At 68.0% G+C, this 17,335-nt stretch carries 18 protein-coding genes; 3 read left to right on the top strand and 15 right to left on the bottom strand.

Features of this window, described 5'->3' with window-relative positions; genetic code table 11:
* The 8 genes from GE300_RS15785 to GE300_RS15755 form a co-directional block, all read right to left on the bottom strand.
* Positions 1-631 (bottom strand): SDR family NAD(P)-dependent oxidoreductase (locus tag GE300_RS15785; protein ID WP_154447782.1); only part of this gene is annotated, 631 nt, incomplete at its 3' end.
* Between the two features lie 37 nt (positions 632-668).
* The gene (locus GE300_RS23600) at positions 669-776 is read right to left on the bottom strand and encodes a hypothetical protein (protein ID WP_325063268.1); all 108 of its coding nucleotides are present in this window, start codon (positions 774-776) and stop codon (positions 669-671) included.
* On the bottom strand, positions 773-1,417 hold the full coding sequence (locus GE300_RS15780; protein ID WP_267905460.1) for an acetoacetate decarboxylase: 645 nt from the start codon (positions 1,415-1,417) through the stop codon (positions 773-775). Before GE300_RS15780 ends, GE300_RS23600 begins: the two co-directional genes overlap by 4 nt.
* On the bottom strand, positions 1,414-2,331 hold the full coding sequence (locus tag GE300_RS15775) for a mechanosensitive ion channel domain-containing protein (RefSeq protein WP_154447780.1): 918 nt from the start codon (positions 2,329-2,331) through the stop codon (positions 1,414-1,416). Before GE300_RS15775 ends, GE300_RS15780 begins: the two co-directional genes overlap by 4 nt.
* Positions 2,332-2,706: 375 nt before the next feature.
* Complete coding sequence (locus GE300_RS15770; protein ID WP_154447778.1) at positions 2,707-3,807, bottom strand: DUF3734 domain-containing protein; 1,101 nt, start codon at positions 3,805-3,807, stop codon at positions 2,707-2,709.
* A gap of 113 nt (positions 3,808-3,920) precedes the next feature.
* Complete coding sequence (locus GE300_RS15765) at positions 3,921-5,273, bottom strand: phospholipase D-like domain-containing protein (protein WP_325063266.1); 1,353 nt, start codon at positions 5,271-5,273, stop codon at positions 3,921-3,923.
* Between the two features lie 609 nt (positions 5,274-5,882).
* Positions 5,883-6,314 carry a VOC family protein gene (locus GE300_RS15760; RefSeq protein WP_154447776.1) on the bottom strand — a complete coding sequence of 144 codons (432 nt, stop codon included), beginning with the start codon at positions 6,312-6,314 and terminating at the stop codon, positions 5,883-5,885.
* 15 nt (positions 6,315-6,329) lie between these two features.
* The gene (locus GE300_RS15755) at positions 6,330-6,875 is read right to left on the bottom strand and encodes an SRPBCC family protein (protein WP_233417082.1); all 546 of its coding nucleotides are present in this window, start codon (positions 6,873-6,875) and stop codon (positions 6,330-6,332) included.
* A gap of 132 nt (positions 6,876-7,007) precedes the next feature.
* Here GE300_RS15755 and GE300_RS15750 point away from each other — a divergent pair, with 132 nt between their 5' ends.
* The 3 genes from GE300_RS15750 to GE300_RS15740 are packed head-to-tail and all read left to right on the top strand — an operon-like array spanning position 7,008 to position 8,640.
* The gene (locus GE300_RS15750) at positions 7,008-7,427 is read left to right on the top strand and encodes a hypothetical protein (RefSeq protein ID WP_154447774.1); all 420 of its coding nucleotides are present in this window, start codon (positions 7,008-7,010) and stop codon (positions 7,425-7,427) included.
* On the top strand, positions 7,424-7,951 hold the full coding sequence (locus tag GE300_RS15745; RefSeq protein WP_154447772.1) for a plastocyanin/azurin family copper-binding protein: 528 nt from the start codon (positions 7,424-7,426) through the stop codon (positions 7,949-7,951). The genes GE300_RS15750 and GE300_RS15745 overlap by 4 nt, the downstream gene beginning before the upstream one ends.
* A complete protein-coding gene (locus GE300_RS15740) occupies positions 7,948-8,640 on the top strand; it encodes an RNA polymerase sigma factor (RefSeq protein WP_154447770.1) in 693 nt (230 codons plus the stop codon). Before GE300_RS15745 ends, GE300_RS15740 begins: the two co-directional genes overlap by 4 nt.
* A 238-nt stretch (positions 8,641-8,878) precedes the next feature.
* Here GE300_RS15740 and GE300_RS15735 read toward each other — a convergent pair whose 3' ends face one another.
* Genes GE300_RS15735 through hutI form a run of 7 tightly spaced genes read right to left on the bottom strand, consistent with a single transcriptional unit; the run spans position 8,879 to position 17,266 of the window.
* Positions 8,879-10,429 (bottom strand): TRAP transporter large permease, encoded by a 1,551-nt coding sequence (locus GE300_RS15735; protein ID WP_154447768.1) that lies wholly within the window; start codon positions 10,427-10,429, stop codon positions 8,879-8,881.
* Positions 10,426-10,923, bottom strand: a complete 498-nt coding sequence (locus GE300_RS15730) for a TRAP transporter small permease subunit (RefSeq protein WP_154447766.1) — start codon at positions 10,921-10,923, stop codon at positions 10,426-10,428. The genes GE300_RS15735 and GE300_RS15730 overlap by 4 nt, the downstream gene beginning before the upstream one ends.
* Before the next feature lie 52 nt (positions 10,924-10,975).
* A complete protein-coding gene (locus GE300_RS15725; protein ID WP_154447764.1) occupies positions 10,976-12,061 on the bottom strand; it encodes a TRAP transporter substrate-binding protein in 1,086 nt (361 codons plus the stop codon).
* A 27-nt stretch (positions 12,062-12,088) separates the two neighbouring features.
* Positions 12,089-13,756 carry a urocanate hydratase gene (gene hutU / locus GE300_RS15720; protein ID WP_325063267.1) on the bottom strand — a complete coding sequence of 556 codons (1,668 nt, stop codon included), beginning with the start codon at positions 13,754-13,756 and terminating at the stop codon, positions 12,089-12,091.
* Entirely contained in the window at positions 13,750-14,550 is an 801-nt protein-coding gene (hutG, locus tag GE300_RS15715; RefSeq protein WP_154447760.1) for an N-formylglutamate deformylase, read from the bottom strand. Before hutG ends, hutU begins: the two co-directional genes overlap by 7 nt.
* The gene (gene hutH, locus GE300_RS15710; RefSeq protein ID WP_154447758.1) at positions 14,547-16,076 is read right to left on the bottom strand and encodes a histidine ammonia-lyase; all 1,530 of its coding nucleotides are present in this window, start codon (positions 16,074-16,076) and stop codon (positions 14,547-14,549) included. Before hutH ends, hutG begins: the two co-directional genes overlap by 4 nt.
* The gene (hutI, locus tag GE300_RS15705) at positions 16,073-17,266 is read right to left on the bottom strand and encodes an imidazolonepropionase (protein WP_154447756.1); all 1,194 of its coding nucleotides are present in this window, start codon (positions 17,264-17,266) and stop codon (positions 16,073-16,075) included. Before hutI ends, hutH begins: the two co-directional genes overlap by 4 nt.
* Positions 17,267-17,335: the final 69 nt, after the last annotated feature.

Here is a 17,335-nt window from a genome sequence, read left to right as displayed (position 1 = left end):
CCGGGACGGTCGGCCGTGACAGGACGATAGCCGGCTCATGGCCGACACCGCAGCACAACGCCGGGTCCGGGAGCGACTCGCCCATTACGGCATCTCGGACGCCATGCCTTGCACCCTCTTTCGAAATCACGCGGGCCAGGCCGAGAAGCCCGTGCTTGGCCGTGACGTAGGCCGACTTCAGCGGCGAGGCTTCCTTTGAATGGACCGAACCCATGAAGATGACCGAGCCCGATCCCTTTTTGTACATGTGCGGCAGGCACGCTTTGGACGTCAGAAACGCTCCGTCAAGGTGGATCGACAGCAGTTTCTTCCAGTCTTCGAAGGGAAAGTCCTGAAGCTCGTGCACGATCTGGATGCCGGCGTTCGAAACCAGAACGTCGATGCTGCCCCATGCATCAACCACCTTGATTACCCCCGCGTTGACCGCGGCCTCGTCGGTCACGTTCATCTCGACCCCCATGGCGGCGCCGGGACCAATGTCGGTCAGATCCTTCGCCGTCGCGTCCGCGTCGCTCAGGTGAAGATCGGCAATTGCGACCCTCGCGCCACTTGCGACGAAGCGCTTTGCGATCTGGGCGCCGATCCCGCGCGCGGCGCCGGTAACAATGCAGGATTTGCCGTTCAGGTTCATTGATTGGTCCTCTTGTCGATTTGATTACACTGCACCGCTACTCCCGCGGATCGAGGTAGTCGTGAACGACCTTGCCCAGCCCCAGCGTCAGATCCGTCACGACATGTACTGCAGACAAGACCTCACGCACCGGCAGGTCGCTCAGCGGCGCGAGAGCATGAGAATGCAGTTCCAGCCCGCAGGGCCTTCCCAGGCGCCTTTGACTGTGACGTCTTCGAGGCAGTACTCGACAAGCTCGCAGATGCGGGGCCGGGCGCAATCGACATCGGGGATGATCTTGAGCAGCCAGCTTGGGGCGGCCAGTGTCCTCGCGACTTTGACATGGTCGAGCGCGCGGTGCTTGTATCCCATCGTCGCACTGGCGACCTGAACGGATCCGACGTCGAGCGTTCCTACGAGGGTATCCTTCTCCACCCGCATCCGCGGTTCTCCCAGCTTCTTCGGGAACCCCCAGATTTCGCGCCCGCCGGAGATCGGGCTGTCGTCGTTCAGGAACATCGCGTGAACATAGCCGCCCTTGCGTCCATCGAACTCGACAGGGACAGCCTGGCCCGTTTCGGTGTAGTCGCCGAATCCGGTGCTGTCCGGCATGCGGATGAATTCGTACTTCACGACAGGTTCGATGACCTGCAGCGGTTCCGGCACGACGGCGCGCAGCGCGTCAATGTCGGTTCGGTAGGTCACGATGAAGAACTCGCGATTGACGAAACGATAGGGGCCCTTGGGATAGGACGGGCTGGTCAGTGGCATCGCGAAAGCGTTCCTGACCACATCGGTTGCTTTCATGTCTTCTCTCCCGCACGAGATGATACCAGATCGACCTTCAGGGGCGGCAGCCCGACGATGTCGTAGGTTCCGGAGGCAAATCCGACCTTTTCGGAATGGGCCTCGAAGGCAGCCACGATCGCCTCACACAGCGCCGATTTCGTGGAACGGCGCTGTTTGTAGTCGACAAGGTAGCGGATGGAGTATTCCAGCCAGTTGTCGTTGGCGACGAGGAATACTTGAGGCTCCAGACTCGCATCCTCGATGGCATAGTCCTCTTTCAATTGATGCCACTCCCGTTTCATCGTCTCGGTGGCCTGCGCGACCAGAGGTGAAACGGCATCCATCATGATCTGGACGGCGAGTTTCCGGTCGCCGCCATAGCGGACAGGAACCTTCAGTTCGTCCCAAAGGAACTCGTAGTCGGCGCTGTAGTTGAAGACCGGTTGCTGATAGATCGCCGCGTTCGGAACACGCACGACCCGGCCGGTGTACTGGTCCCCGTCTACCCAGTCGCCGCGGATCTCCATCAGTGTCGTGAGAAACACGTTGATCTGGATCACATCTCCGATCACGCCCCCGACCTTCACGCGATCCCCGGTGCGGTAGACGCGGTTGGTCATGATCTGGATGAAAGCGACGCCGCTGGCCAATACCTGTTGCAGCGCAAACGCGACCGCGGCGCCAGCCACGCCGAGCGACAAGGCCAGGCCGCCGAGTCTTTGCGAGAAGGTGAAGGCCGCGGCAATGGCGATGATCGCGAGTAGCGCAAGGTCGACGGTGCGTCTGATGGTTCTGCGCGCGTGTGGGTCGCCGACCTTCCTCAGATACCGGGTGCGGGCCACGACCACGGCAAACCAGAACAGCGCGGCCGCCACGCAGAATATCGCCAGTTTCACGAGGAACGGCTGGGTCGCAAGCAGGCTAGAGAACATCGGCGCCTTCTTTCGGTTTCACCCGGCTCGACCGGGTCTTCGAAGTCGTCGTCCGGATCGGAGTGATGCGGAGTCCGCCGGAGGACAGGAGTGACGCTGATCGCGGCGCCACTGACGCAGGGCAGGCCACCGAACAAGCGTTGGCGCTTGCGATCATCCCGTCGCGGTTGGCCGGCGTCGTGTTCACCGGTCCTTCCACAGACAAGATCGTCGACGCATCCGGAACGGCGTCGATTGAGGTCGTTACGACGATAGTACCGAGCCCGGCAGGACGCACGTGGGCCGCAACCAGAACGGCTTGCGCCAGACGCACCGGGGACCCTCGGCGCGCGGGAAGCAGTTCGATAAAAAGCGGCAAGGGTGTTCTGCGCCGGGTCATTCGGTCAGGTCGAAAACCTGGACGCGCTCGGACGCGTCGTGCCGCGCTTTCCATTCGGGGTGAGACAGGGTCAACTCGACGTCCTTGGCGCCCGCCGCCCAGTGATCCAGCATCGAGCGGCGGGAGAACTCGTAGTCCTTCGACTGATGCTCGTACCGGTTCTGACGATAGATCAGATGCGCGATGGTGATGCGTGCCTCGGTGTAGCCAGTTCTCAGCGCCCTGGCATCCGGATCGGCCTTCAGCTCCGGCGGCAGCTTTTCGAAAAGGCGCCGCGCGGCGACCCTCGTTTCGTGCAGACGCCGCATCATGTCCGTGTTGTAACGTGTCCGGCTGGAAAAGCGGATGTCCTTTTCGCGCGCTTCCGACGTCCAGACCGAAGACGGCAGCGCCCCGCGTGCGCTGAACAGATCGATCTGGAAGACGCACATGTCTTCCGCGGGCATCTCTTCGTCCAGGACGTACTGCAGCGGCGTGTTCGAGACGAGCCCGCCGTCCCAGTAGTGCGCGCCGTCGATCTCGATCGCGGGAAAGCCCGGCGGCAAGGCGCCCGAGGCCATGATGTGCTCTGGCCGGATCCGGGTTTCGGTGCTGTCGAACCAGGTCATGTTGCCGGTCTCGACGTTGACCGCGCCGAGGCTCAGGCGGACGCCTCCGTCGTTGATGAGATCGAAATCGACAAGCTTGAGCAGGGTTTCGCGAAGCGGCGAGGTATCATAGAAACTGCGCGCGGCCGCGGTTCCCGGCGGCATGATGACCGCGGGCGGCAGACGGAGCCTGAAGAAGCCCGGCACACCGGAAACGGTGGTTCCGGCGGCGCTCAGATCATTCAGCCAGCCGCGCGACAGGCCACTGAAAAGAGGTCCGTCCGCGGCAGACGATGACGATACGCCTTCCCAGAATGACCGCAGCGCCTTGACCCGCGTATCGGGGGTGTTTCCGGCTATCAGGGCCGAGTTGATGGCACCGATGGAGATCCCGGCGACCCAATCGATCGGACGGCCGGCCGCAGTGAGCGCCTCGACCGCGCCCCCCTGGTACGCCCCGAGAGCGCCGCCCCCCTGCAGAACGATTACGGATGTTTCCGAATCCACCATGTTTCCCCGCTGGTCCTGCGGCGATATTAGGGATGGGTCAGGTCCGGCACAAATTACGGATTCTCCAGGTTCGCCCGTTCACGAAGTTACGGCTTGCCTGGTGGCTGTGGCGTTCACAGTACCGGCGCACCGAGCCGGAAAACCCCCTCGACAACTCTGCGTGGCAGGCTCGCGCCGGCGACGCCGGGCTCGCAGATTTCGAACTGTGCCTGGAACCATGACTCGAGACGGCTGTTGCTGTCCTTGTCGTGGCAGAACATCGCGATTTCGAAATTCAACAGTAGCGACCGCATGTCGAAATTGGCGGAGCCGACCCAACCCGTATCGTCGATCAAACCGGACTTGGCGTGCAGCATACCGCCCTGGTGTCGAAGAACGGATGCCCCGATCTCCTGCAAGTGTCGCAAGAAAGATCCGCGCGCAAAGTCTGTGGTGGGCTGGTTCGACCGCTCAGGCACCATGATGCGGACATCGAGCCCTTTCCGGACTGCCGTGGACAAGGCAAGCTGCAACGGTTCGGTGGGAACAAAGTATGGTGTCGATATCCACACGCGGCGGCGTGCACGGTGGATCATCGTGAGCAACGCCAGGTACAGAGTGTCGCCGGGTTCGTCGGGCCCGGACGGTATCACCTGCAAGACCGCCCCGCCGGGCATCCCATCTTGATGTCGTACGGCACCCGTTACAGCTTTGCCGGTCACATCCCAGTCAGACGCGAATACATCCATGAACGGTTGCACAGCCGGTCCCGACACGCAAAAGCTCAGATCGGTCCAGGTGCGTCCTTTCGGACCGAGGTAGTGATCGCCAATGTTGCGCCCCCCCGACCAGACCCTGGCTCGGTCGGCGACGACAAGTTTTCTGTGATTTCTCAGGTTCATATGCCCGTTATCGGGGGGATGTATGAATGGAGAGAAGTAGCGCACCTCGCCCCCTGCCGATTGGAGTTCCTTGAGTTCGGCACGCGGCCTCTTCAGCGATCCGAGGCGATCGAGGTTCAGTCGGACCTTGACACCGGCGCGTGCCTTTTCGGTCAGTCGATCGACAAAATTCTTTCCAGTCTGGTCGGGCGCAACGATGTAGAAAATGACGTCCAGAGAATCGTTCGCAGACTCAATCGTTTCCTGAAGCGCCTCGTTTGCGGACTGGGCGCTGTCGTGCAACGTGAATTTGTTGCCCTTGGTTGCTGGCAGTGCACCGAGTTTTGCAAGCGACAGGGCACCCCGGCTGTCAGCTATGCTGCCCGCGACAGGCATCGACAGCGAAACGGGAGGGAAGCGTGTCCCCTGCTTCCGGAAGCCCAGCATCAGAAAAAGGGGGATCGCGACATAGGGCACAACAACAATAAACAGCACCCAGGCCGCCGTCGATTGTGCGGTGCGGCGCTGCTGAAGCACGAAGATCACGGCGAGTGTGGTCACGAGTACGCCAAGAACGATAAGCGCGTGTTGTGCCAGCCAATGCACTCGATTGCCCCCCTGTTGCTCACATCATCCTCGTCTGGAGATTTGCCATGATCCAGATGATTCCGCCCGCCATGATCGCCGCCGTGCCTGGTGGCGGAGCAGCCGCCGTGCCTGGTGGCATTCCGGCCAGCGGTACCAGTCAGCCGCACTTGCAGGCCTGACAAAAGTACGCACTCGATCACATGTCCAGACGATCAGAATTTCCCTGCAAGCCGAGCGGCATCCACAAAAGAGCGTTCGACGTCAGGCCCGTCGCCTCCGCCACTTCGTTCTGACCGACATTCCAGCCGAAACGGGCACTGCCGCCGGCGGCCCGTACCGGTCGCCGATGACCTGCCTCATCCGGTCTTGTCCAATCCCGCAAGCAAGGCTGCTTCGCCTGTCCGATGGCGCCGGAGACCGCCGCGCGTCCGGCAGCCAAGGCCGGCGGGCCGCCCGGCCGGCACCCGCCGGCCGCCGGGCGGAGAATCCGCCGTCCTCGGGATCAGGCCGGAAGCGGCGGCAGATGATCCCTGCCGCGTCCTCGTTCGGCGCCCGCTTCTTTCCGCTGGCGGCCCTGCACGCGCCGGGCCGCGGCCGGGTGCGGCGCCACCGCGGTCACGGCCGAATTCAGGCCGCCTCGGCCGAGCGGTCGGCGCCCTGGAAGTTCAGCATCCAGGGCGTGCCGTACCTGTCGGTGAACATGGCGAAACGCTCGGCCCAGAAGGTCCTGGCGGGCGCCATGTCGATGGACCGGGCACCGTCGGACAGCGCCGCGAACACCCGGTCGAACTCGGCGCGCGAGCCGGGGGCGATCTGCACGCGCACGCCCTGCGGCGGCTGGTACATGCCCGCCGGTGCGTCCGAGGCCATGATCGTGGTGCGGCCGAGCCGGACGCGCATGTTCATCACCAGCTCGTCGCCGCCGGGCATGCGGCTTTCGGCGTCCGGCGCATCGGCGTTCCGGGTGACGTCGCGAACCTCGCCGCCGAGCACGTCCGCGTAGCGGGACATGGCCTCGAAGCATGTGCCGTCGAAGAAAAGGTAGAGCGTCGGTTCCATGCGGTTCTCCGTCTGTCAGAGGGTCTGCGCCAGCGTCTCGAGCTGGGTGGCGGCCACGCCCCAGCCTTCGTGAAATCCCATCTTCCGGTGCTGCCTGAGGGTCTCGTCGCTCCAGTGCATCGCCCGGGCGACGTAGACGCAGCGCCCGTCGCCGGTGCCCTCGAAGCCGACGTGCGCGGTCATGAACGCCCGCTCCGCCGGGATCCAGCCGGGCCGGAACGCGTCGGTCCAGACCAGCCGGCGTTCGGGCTCGACCGCCAGGATGACGCCGGTGTTCTCGAAACGCTCGCCGTCGGGTCCGTTCATGACGCTGAAGAATTCGCCGCCGGGCGCAAGCGCGATCCGCGCCTCGGAGACGGTCCAGGGCGCGGGACAGAACCACTGCTTCAGCAGGTCCGGCTCGGTCCAGCAGCGCCACAGCTTCGCCGGCGGCGCATCGAGTGTCCGCTCGAGCGTCAGCACGTGGTTCGGGTTGGGGTCGGTCATCGGCACGGCCTCCTCCTGGCTCGGTTTGCCTTCGAAGGACGGATCGACGCGGGCCTTGCCGACAGGTGCCGCCATTTTTTGTCTTCCGCACGGTGCGACCCGCGCCGCGGGCAAAAAGACCGGGTGCGCCGAGAACCTTTTCCGCGCCGACGCATCAAACGGGGCATGTGCCGGACGACCGGCACGGGATCTCAGAAGGATATCGAGATGTTCAGACTGCCCATGCTCGCAACCGCGATCGCCGCCGCCGGGGCCCTCGGCGCGCTGGCCCAGACCGGGGACGCGCTGCGCCAGGCGCCGCCGGGTGCGCCCTGGGTACAGGTCAGCGACGCGCTGCCCCTGCCCGAGTTCATCCCCGGCCTCGGCACGCTTTTCGTCGACCCCGACACGCTGCCCGCCGGGCCGTTCCTGGCCTACGACCGCGACGGCGTGCTGTCGGCCACGGTCTACATGACGCCGCTCGGGGAGCTGCAGAACGGCACCGCCTACGACGGGCTCGCGCTCGGCTCGGCCGGCGTCTCGAGCGTCGACATCTACTTCAACGCCGGTCATCCGGGGGTCGAGGCGCCGCATGCGCACGTGGTGCTGTTCCACGACGAGGCCGCGAAGGGACGGCTGGCGGAATGAGCGCGACGCGCCGCCGGTTTCTGGCGCTGGGGGGCGGTCTGTGCACCGCGCTTCTGGCGCCCCGCCGCCCGCTGGCCGCGCCGGCCGCACGCGTCGAGATGCGCGGCAGCGCCCGCGGCGGGCGGGTCTGGTTCGCTCCCTCCGGGCTTGCCGTGGCCGTCGGCACCCGGCTGCGCTTCGTCAACCGGGATCCGGGAAACAGCCACACCGCCACCGCCTATCACCCGGCGCTGTTCGCGCGGTCCCGGCGGATCCCTCAGGCCGCCGCGCCCTGGGACAGCGGGTTCCTGCTGCCGGACGAAAGCTTCGAGGTGACGCTGACCGTGCCGGGGGTCTATGATTACTACTGCATCCCGCACGAACACGCGGGCATGGCCGGCCGGCTTGTCGTCGGCCGGCCGCGGGATCCGGGCTTCGCGGGCGCGGCGGCGGCCGGTACCGACCTGCCGCCCGGCGTCGCCGCCAGCCTGCCGCCGGTCGAGGCCATCCTCGCCCGCGGCCGCATCGCGGAGGGGGACCGATGAGCGTAGCAGTGCGCGGCGCCGAGCGCAGCCTGGCCGACGGCGAGGCCGACCTGGTCGCCGCCGCGCGCCGCGGCGACGAGGCCGCGATCCGCGAGCTGATCCGCCGCCTGAACCCCCGCCTGTTCCGGGTCGCGCGCGGCATCGTGGCCAGCGACGCCGAGGCCGAGGAGGTGGTGCAGGACACCTATCTGGCCGCGTTCACCCGGCTCGACCGGTTCGAAGGCCGGGCCCGGTTCTCTACCTGGGTCACCCGGATCGCGATCAACACCGCCCGGATGCACCTGCGCCGCGCCCGCCCCGCAGAGGATTACGACACCGTGACCGAGGACCGGAACCGGCGGATCGTCGCCTTCCCCGGCGGCCCGCCCGAGACCGCCGACTGCGCGCTGGGCCGCGCCCAGGTGCGGGCGCTGCTCGAGACGGCGATCGCCGGGCTGCCGCCCGAGTTGCGGCTGCCGTTCCTGCTGCACGAGGTCGAAGGCATGAAGCTGCGCGAGATCGCCCGTGCCCTGTCGGTCAACCCGGTCACCCTGCGCACCCGCATGTTCCGCGCCCGCCGCCAGCTGCGTGCGGCGCTGGCCGAGCAGGTGTCGGGCGGGTTCGAGGCGGTGTTCCCGTTCGGCGGCGCGCGCTGCGCGCGGATGGCCGACCGGGTGATCGCGGCGCTGAGAGCCGGGCGGCGGCGGTAGCGGCGCGCCCGCCGCGGTGAGTCTCCGACCGCGCGGTGGGTCTCGGCCCGTCGCGACGCGCGGTCCGATATGCGTCGGTGATGAGGGGCTCGCCTGCCGCACGGCGGGCAAGCCGGCTTCACCAGCACCGGAGGGCTCGCCTGGCGACGTTCCATTGCCGGATCGGCGCGGCGCGCGCGCACCTTGCCAGTGGCAGATGTGCGTGCGCGTCGCCATCGTCTTCGCCTGTGCCGGCGGGTCAGAACGCCGCCGCCGGCAGCCAGGTCGCCAGCCAGGGCAGGTTCCAGACCAGCAGCACGCCGAGGATCTGGATGCCGATGAACGGCACCACCCCGGCATAGATCTGGCCGGTCGTCACCTCGGGCGGGGCGGCGCCGCGCAGGTAGAACAGCGAGAAGCCGAACGGCGGGGTCAGGAAGCTGGTCTGCAGGTTGATCGCGATCAGCACCCCCAGCCAGATCGGGTCGTGCCCCATCAGGATCAGCGCCGGCGTGACCAGCGGCAGCACGATCACCGCGATCTCGACGAAGTCGAGGAAGAAGCCGAGGCCGAAGATCAGCAGCATGCTGAACGCCAGCGCCCCGGCCGGGCCGCCCTGCATCGCGCCGAGGATCTGCGCCACGCGCTCCTCGCCGCCGAGGCCGATGAACACCAGCGAGAAGACGCTGGCGGCGAGGATCGTGGCGAAGATCATCGCCGTCATCGTCATCGTCGATTCGAGCGCGTCCTGGATCACCCGGCGGAACACCACCGCGCGCAGCGCCAGCAGCACGGCAAGCGCGCCGAGCGCCGCCAGCACGACGTAGACGCCGCCCGCGGCGATCTGCACGGCATCCAGATCGCCGCGCTGCAGCCGCACCGGGAACACCCCGGCGGCAACCGCCAGCACGCCGAAGGCCACCGCCCCGGCGAGGATCAGCCGCCGGTTCCGGCCGACGCGCAGCGCGGCCATCAGCAGCGCGCCGATGGCGCCCACGGCGGCGGCCTCGGTCGGGGTGGCGACGCCGCCCAGGATCGCGCCCAGCACCGCGAAGATCAGGATCACCGGCGGCAGGATCGCCGAGGCGATCCGCGCCAGCGGCACCCGCTCGCCGCCGTTCGCGGCCGGCGGCATGTCGCCGGGGCGCACCAGCCCGCGAAGCAGGATGTAGACGATGTAAAGCGCCACCAGCGCCAGCCCCGGCAGGATCGCGGCGGCGAACACCTGCCCGACCGAGATCGTCTCGACCGAGAACCTGCCCTGCTCGTACTGCGCCTGCTGGTAGGCGTTGGACATCACGTCCGACAGGATGATCAGCAGCGTCGACGGCGGAATGATCTGGCCCAGCGTTCCGGCGGTGCAGACGATGCCGCAGGCGACGTTCGGGTGGTAGCCGCTGCGCAGCATCGAGGGCAGCGCGATCATCCCCATCGCGACCACGGTCGCGCCGACGATCCCGGTCGAGGCCGCCAGCAGCGCCCCGACCAGCACCACCGAGATGCCGAGGCCGCCGCGCAGCTGGCCGAACAGCCGGCCCATGGTGTCCAGCAGGTCCTCGGCGATGCGGCTTTTCTCCAGCACCGCGCCCATCGCCACGAACAGCGGGATGGCGATCAGCACCTGGTTGCTGAGCAGGCCGAACACGCGCTGCCCCAGCGCCCCCAGCAGCGAGATGTCCATCGCCCCCAGCGCCCAGCCCAGATAGCCGAAGGCGACGGCGACGCCGGCGATGGTGAAGGCCACCGGAAAGCCCAGCAGGATGCCCGCCATCAGGGCTGCGAACATGATGATGTCGAGGTATTCGGTCATGGCGTCCCGGGGCTGCGAAGAAGGCGGATCAGGATGGCGACGGACTGCAGCATCACCAGCACGCAGAACGCCGGGATCAGCGACTTCATCAGGAACACCGCCTCGATCCCGCCGACCGACATCGGCCCTTCCAGGATCTTCCACGAGTTCCGCACTGATGGCCACGACCAGTACAGCAGCGCCAGCATCGACGGCATCAGCAGGAACAGATGACCGAAGATGTCGATGCGCCGCTTGGCCCGAGGCGACAGGTGGGCGTAGAACACGTCGACGCGCACGTGCTTGTCGACCAGCAGCGTGTAGCCGCCCGCGAGCATGAAGAACGCGGCGTGCAGGTAGAGCACGCTTTCCTGCGCCGCGATCGAATTCACCCCGAAGACGTAGCGCCCGATCACGATCGCGAACTGGATCAGCACCATCGCCACCACGATCCAGCGGACGCCGCGGGCGAGGCCGCGGTTGATGCCGTCAAGGGCATCGGCCAGTCGTTCCATGCGCACCTCGGGGAAGACGTGCCCGGCGCGAGGGCCGCGCCGGGCGTTGCCGTCAGTAGCCCAGAACCGCCGCGCGGGCGTTCATCTGGCCGTTGTCGGCATAGGTCATGTACTCGCCGACCGAGCCGCGGTAGGCGACGAAGCTTTCGGTGATCCGCTTGACCAGCTCGTCATCGTCCTGGCGCAGCTCGTCGATCACCGCGGCGGCGGCGTCGCCCATGGCGGCGATCACGTCGTCGGGCAGTTTCCTGACCTGCACGCCGTGCTCGTCGACCAGCATCTTCAGCGACTGCGCGTGCTTGGTGGTGTACTCGGTCCAGACCGGGTTGTAGAGGCTCTGGCAGGCCACGGCGACGGCCTGCTTCAGATCGTCGGGCAGGTTCTCGTAGACCTCGGCGTTGACCGCGCATTCCTCGGCCGAGGACGGCTCGCCCACGCCCGGCCAGTAGTAGTTCTTCGCGACCTGGTAGAAGCCGAGCGCCGAGTCGGTCCACGGGCCGATGAACTCGCCCGCGTCCAGCGCGCCGGTCTGCAAGGCCTGGAACATGTCGCCGCCGCCCATCGCCTGCGCCGCCATGCCCATCTTCGAGGCCATTTCCGACGCCAGCCCGGTGGTGCGGAACTTCATCCCCTTCAGATCCTCGACCGAGGTGATCTCGTCCCGGAACCAGCCGGCCATCTGCGGGCCGGAGTTGCCGCACAGGAACGGCTTCAGCCCGAAGCGGGCGTACATCTCGTCGTACAGCTCCTGGCCGCCGCCGTGATACAGCCAGCCGAACTGCTCGTCCGCGCGCAGCCCGAACGGCTGCGAGCCGAACAGCAGGATGCCCTTGGATTTCGAGCCCCAGTAGGCCGGCACCGCGTGGTACAGCTCGGCGGTGCCTTCGGACACCGCGTCGAACACCCCCGGCCCCGGCACCAGCTCGCCTGCGGCGAACAGCTGCACCTCGATCCGGCCGCCCGACAGCGTGGTGATCCGGTCGGCCAGCATCTGCGCGGCAACGCCCGGTCCGGGCAGGTTCTTCGGCCAGGCGGTGACCATTTTCCATTTCATCACGTCCTGGGCGATGGCCGGGGCGGCCAGCGCGGTCGAGGCGGCGCCCACCGCGCCGGCGGCGATAAAGTCGCGTCGTTTCATGTCGGTCTCTCCATGTTGGTCGGTCGGTTATGCAAGGATTGCCGGAAGGTTCAGTCCGTGCTCCCGGGCACAGTCGAGGGCGATGTCGTAGCCTGCATCGGCATGGCGCATGACGCCAGTGGCCGGATCGTTCCACAGCACCCGCGCCAGCCGTTCGTCGGCCTCCGGCGTGCCGTCGCAACAGATCACCATGCCCGAATGCTGGCTGAAGCCCATGCCGACGCCGCCGCCGTGGTGCAGGCTGACCCAGGTCGCGCCGCTGGCGGTGTTCAGAAGCGCGTTCAGCAGCGGCCAGTCGGACACCGCGTCCGAGCCGTCGCGCATGGCCTCGGTCTCGCGGTTCGGGCTGGCGACCGAGCCGCTGTCCAGGTGATCGCGGCCGATCACCACCGGCGCGGACAGCTCGCCGGTGCGGACCATCTCGTTGAAGGCCAGGCCCAGCTTGTGCCGCAGGCCGAGGCCGACCCAGCAGATCCGCGCCGGCAGGCCCTGGAACGAGATCCGCTCTCGCGCCATGTCCAGCCAGTTGTGCAGGTGCGGGTCGTCCACCAGTTCCTTCACCCTGGCGTCGGTCTTGTAGATGTCCTCGGGATCGCCCGACAGCGCCGCCCAGCGGAACGGGCCGATGCCCCGGCAGAACAGCGGGCGGATGTAGGCAGGCACGAAACCGGGGAAGGCGAAGGCATCCTCCAGCCCCTCGTCCAGCGCGACCTGGCGGATGTTGTTGCCGTAGTCGACGGTCGGAATGCCGGCCTTGTAGAAGTCGACCATCGCCGCGACATGCACCTTCATCGAGGCGCGGGCGGCGGCCTCGACCTCGGCCGGAGCGCTTTCCTGCTTCGCCCGCCAGTCGCCGACGGTCCAGCCCTGCGGCAGGTAGCCGTGCACCGGGTCGTGCGCGCTGGTCTGGTCGGTGACGATATCGGGCCGCACGCCGCGCCTGACCAGTTCCGGGTACACATCCGCCGCGTTGCCGATCAGCGCGACGGACTTCGCCTCGCCCGCCTCGGTCCAGCAGCGGATCATCTCCAGCGCCTCGTCCGGCGAACGGGTCTTCTCGTCGACATAGCGGGTGCGCAGGCGGAAATCGGCGCGGGTCTCGTCGCATTCGACGGCCAGGCAGCAGGCCCCGGCCATCACCGCGGCCAGCGGCTGCGCGCCACCCATGCCGCCCAGACCGGCGGTCAGGATCCACTTGCCCGTCAGATCGCCGCCATAGTGTTGGCGGCCCGCCTCCATGAAGGTCTCGTAGGTGCCCTGCACGATGCCTTGGCTGCCAATGTAGATCCACGATCCGGCGGTCATCTGGCCGTACATCGCCAGCCCCTTGCGGTCGAGCTCGTTGAAATGCTCCCACGTCGCCCAGTGCGGCACCAGGTTCGAGTTCGCGATCAGCACGCGCGGTGCGTTTGCATGGGTGCGGAACACGCCGACCGGCTTGCCGGACTGGACCAGCAGCGTCTCGTCGTCCTCGAGCGTCTTGAGCGCATCGACGATCCGGTCGAAATCCTCCCAGGTGCGGGCGGCGCGGCCGATGCCGCCATAGACGACCAGATCGTGCGGGTTCTCGGCCACGTCCGGATGCAGGTTGTTCATCAGCATCCGCATCGGCGCCTCGGTCAGCCAGCTCTTGGCGGTGATCTCGGGGCCGGTGGCGGGATAGACGTCGCGGGTGTTGTGACGCGTGTTCATGATGTGCCTCTCAGGGTCGGGGCCAGATCAGCCAGCGTGGTCAGGATCGCAGCCAGATGCGTGCGCAGGCGCGCCGCCGCCTCGGGGTCATAGCTCCAGGGCGCGGCCTCGGCCGACAGGTAGGTGGACTGCGCCAGCTCCATCTGGATCGCGTGAACGCCCTGGTCGGGCTGCCCGTAGTGCCGCGTCGTCCAGCCGCCCCGGAACCGCCCGTTGCTGACCGAGGTGTAGCCGTCTGCGTTGGCACAGATCGCAGCCACGGCGTTTTCGATCGCGGGCGCACAGGTCGCACCATTGTTGGTGCCGATGTTGAAATCCGGCAGCGTGCCGTCGAACAGGAACGGGATCAGCGAGCGGATGGAATGGCAGTCGTAGAGGATCGCGACGCCGTGCTTTGCCCGCACCCGCGCGATCTCGGCCCGCAGGGCGGCGTGATAGGGCGCATGGAACGTCTGTGCACGCTCGGCGATCTCGTCCGCACCCGGCGGCACGTCCCAGATGGCCTGCCCGTCGAAGTCGATCAGCGGCACCAGCCCGGTGGTGTTCTGCCCGGGATAGAGGCTTGCGCCCGACGGATCGCGGTTCGCGTCGATAACATAGCGGTGGAAGGTCGCGCGCACGGTGGTCGCCCCCTCCAGCAGCCCGTCGTAGAGCCGGTCGACATGCCAGTCGGTGTCCGCCAGTTCCCGCCCGCGGTGGTTCAGGCGGGCGCGCATGTCCTCGGGCACGAAAGTGCCGGTGTGCGGCAGGCCAAGGATGACGGGGCCGTCGCCCTGGGCGATTTCGACGGGGGTCATCGGGCGATCTCCTGCACCTCGGCGGCGGCGGCCAGCGCGCCCGAGCGCACCAGCCCGGCGGCGGCGTCGATATCGCCCGCCATGTAGCGGTCCTCGACCAGCGCCGGGACCGTGTCGCGAAGCTTGGCAATAGCCGCCTGCAGCTTGGCCGAGGTCGTCAGCGGCGCGCGGAATTCCACCCCCTGCGCGGCGCAGAGCAGTTCGACCCCGAGGATCACGTTCAGGTTCCGGTTCATCCGCTCCAGCCGGCGCGCGGCATGGGCGGCCATGCTGACGTGATCCTCCTGATTGGCCGAGGTCGGCGTGCTGTCGGTCGAGCACGGGTTCGCCAGGTGCTTGTTCTCGCTCATCAGCGCGGCGGTGGTCACCTCGGCGATCATCATCCCCGAGTTCAGCCCCGGCTCGGGCGTCAGGAACGGCGGCAGGTCGAAGGACAGCGTCGGGTCCACCATCAGCGCCACGCGGCGCTGCGCGATGGCGCCGATCTCGGACAGGGCCAGCGCGATCTGGTCGGCGGCGAAGGCCACCGGCTCGGCGTGGAAGTTGCCGCCCGAGACGATGCGCCCGTCGCCGGTGATGACCAGCGGATTGTCGGTGACGGCGTTGGCCTCGACCTCAAGCGTGCGGGCGGCGAAGCGCAGCAGGTCCAGCGCCGCGCCGGTCACCTGCGGCTGGCAGCGGATGCAGTACGGGTCCTGCACCCGGCTGTCGCCGTCGCGGTGGCTTTCGCGGATCTGGCTGCCCGCCATCAGGTCGTGCATGGCGGCGGCGATGTCGATCTGGCCCTGGTGCCCGCGCAAGCTGTGGATCGCGGGGTGCAGCGGCGCGGTCGAGCCCATGATCGCGTCGGTCGACAGCGCCGAGGTCACCACCGCCGCGGTCATGTTGCGCCAGGCGTCGAACAGCCCCGCCAGCGCGCAGGCCGTGGAAAACTGGGTGCCGTTGATCAGCGCCAGCCCTTCCTTCGGGCCCAGCACCACCGGGTCCAGCCCGGCGCGGGCCAGCGCCTCGCCGCCCGGCAGCTCCTCGCCGCCGTAGACCGCCCTGCCCTCGCCGATCATCGCGGCGGCCAGGTGCGCCAGCGGCGCAAGATCGCCCGAGGCCCCGACCGAGCCCTGCGCGGGGATCACCGGCACAACATCCGCCGCCAGCATCGCCTCGATCTGCGCGCAGATCTGCCAGCGCACGCCCGAGGCGCCGCGCCCCAGCGACAGCAGCTTCAGCGCCATCATCAGCCGGGTGGTCGGCGCATCCAGCGCCGCGCCCACGCCGCAGCAATGCGACAGGATCAGGTTGCGCTGCAGGGTCTCGGTCCTGGCCGGCGGGATCTTGACCGAGGCCAGCTTGCCGAAACCGGTGTTCACCCCGTAGACGGCGGCCTCGCCCTGCGCCGCGTCGCGCACCAGCGCCGCCGCGCGGTCGACCGCGTCACGGGCCGCCGGGGCAAGTTGCACGGCCGCGCCGTCGCGCCAGATCGCCTCCAGCGCGGTCAGACCGGTTGCGCCGGGGCGCAGGGTGACGGTCATGCGCGTCCCCCGAAGATCCGCCGGTTCAGCGGGTTGAAGCCGATGCGATAGGCCAGCTCGGACGGGTACGCGACATCCCAGACCGCAAGATCGGCGCGCGCGCCCGGCGCGATGAACCCGGCGTCGTCCAGTCCCAGCGCGCGGGCGGCGTTGCGGGTCACGCCGGCCAGCGCCTCTTCCGGGGTCAGCCCGAACAGCGTGCAGCCCATGTTCATCGTCAGCAGCAGCGAGGTCAGCGGCGACGAGCCGGGGTTGCAGTCGGTCGCCAGCGCGATCGGCACGCCGTGCGCGCGCAGCGCCGCGACCGGCGGCTTCTGCGTCTCGTGCAGCGTATAGAACGCCCCCGGCAGCAGCACGGCGACCGAACCCGCCGCTGCCATCGCGCGGGCATCCGCTTCGTTCGCATATTCGATGTGATCGACCGACAGCGCCCCGTACCGCGCCGCCAGCCGGGTGCCGCCCAGCCAGGACAGCTGCTCGGCGTGCAGCTTCACCGGCAGGCCAAGCTCGGCCGCAACCTTGAACACACGCTCGATCTGCTCCGGGGTGAAGGCGATGCCCTCGCAGAAGCCGTCGACGGCATCGACCAGCCCCTCGGCATGGGCGGCGCGCAGCGCGGGGATGCAGACCTCGTCGATGTAGGCGTCGGCGCGGCCCTTGTGGTCGGCGGGCACCGCATGGGCGCCGAGGAAGGTGGTGCTGACCCGCACCGGGCGACGGTCGGCGACCTGCCGCGCGGCGCGCAGCATCGCAAGCTCGGTGTCGCGGCCCAGCCCGTAGCCGGACTTGATCTCGATATGGCTGACGCCCTCGGCGAGCAGCGCGTCGACACGCGGCAGCGCGCCCTCGGCCAGCGCCTCGACGCTTGCCTCGCGGGTCGCCGAGACGGTCGAGACGATGCCCCCGCCGGCCCGCGCCACCTCCTCGTAGCTGGCGCCCTGCAGGCGCATCTCGAACTCGCGGGCGCGGTTGCCGCCGTGGACGATATGGGTGTGGCAGTCGATCGGCGCCGGCGTCGTCAGCCGCCCGCCGAGGTCGGTGCGCGGCGCATCGGCATGCTCCGCCGGCAGCTGATCCAGCGGGCCGGCCCAGGCGATCCGCTCGCCGTCAAGAACGATCGCCGCGTTGTCCAGCAGCCCGTAGCCGCCCTCGGGCGTCACCGTCGCGACCGTGGTGTTGCAGAGAATCATCGCGGGCCCCTCTTGCTTCGGCATGTCTTTCCGATAATATGTGCATACATAATAAGTCAAGGTGGTTCG

It is taken from the genome of Halovulum marinum (assembly GCF_009697225.1).
Lineage (GTDB): Bacteria > Pseudomonadota > Alphaproteobacteria > Rhodobacterales > Rhodobacteraceae > Halovulum > Halovulum marinum.
The sequence above is the reverse complement of the archived record's forward strand: the minus strand, read 5'-3'. Positions and strand labels throughout refer to the sequence as shown.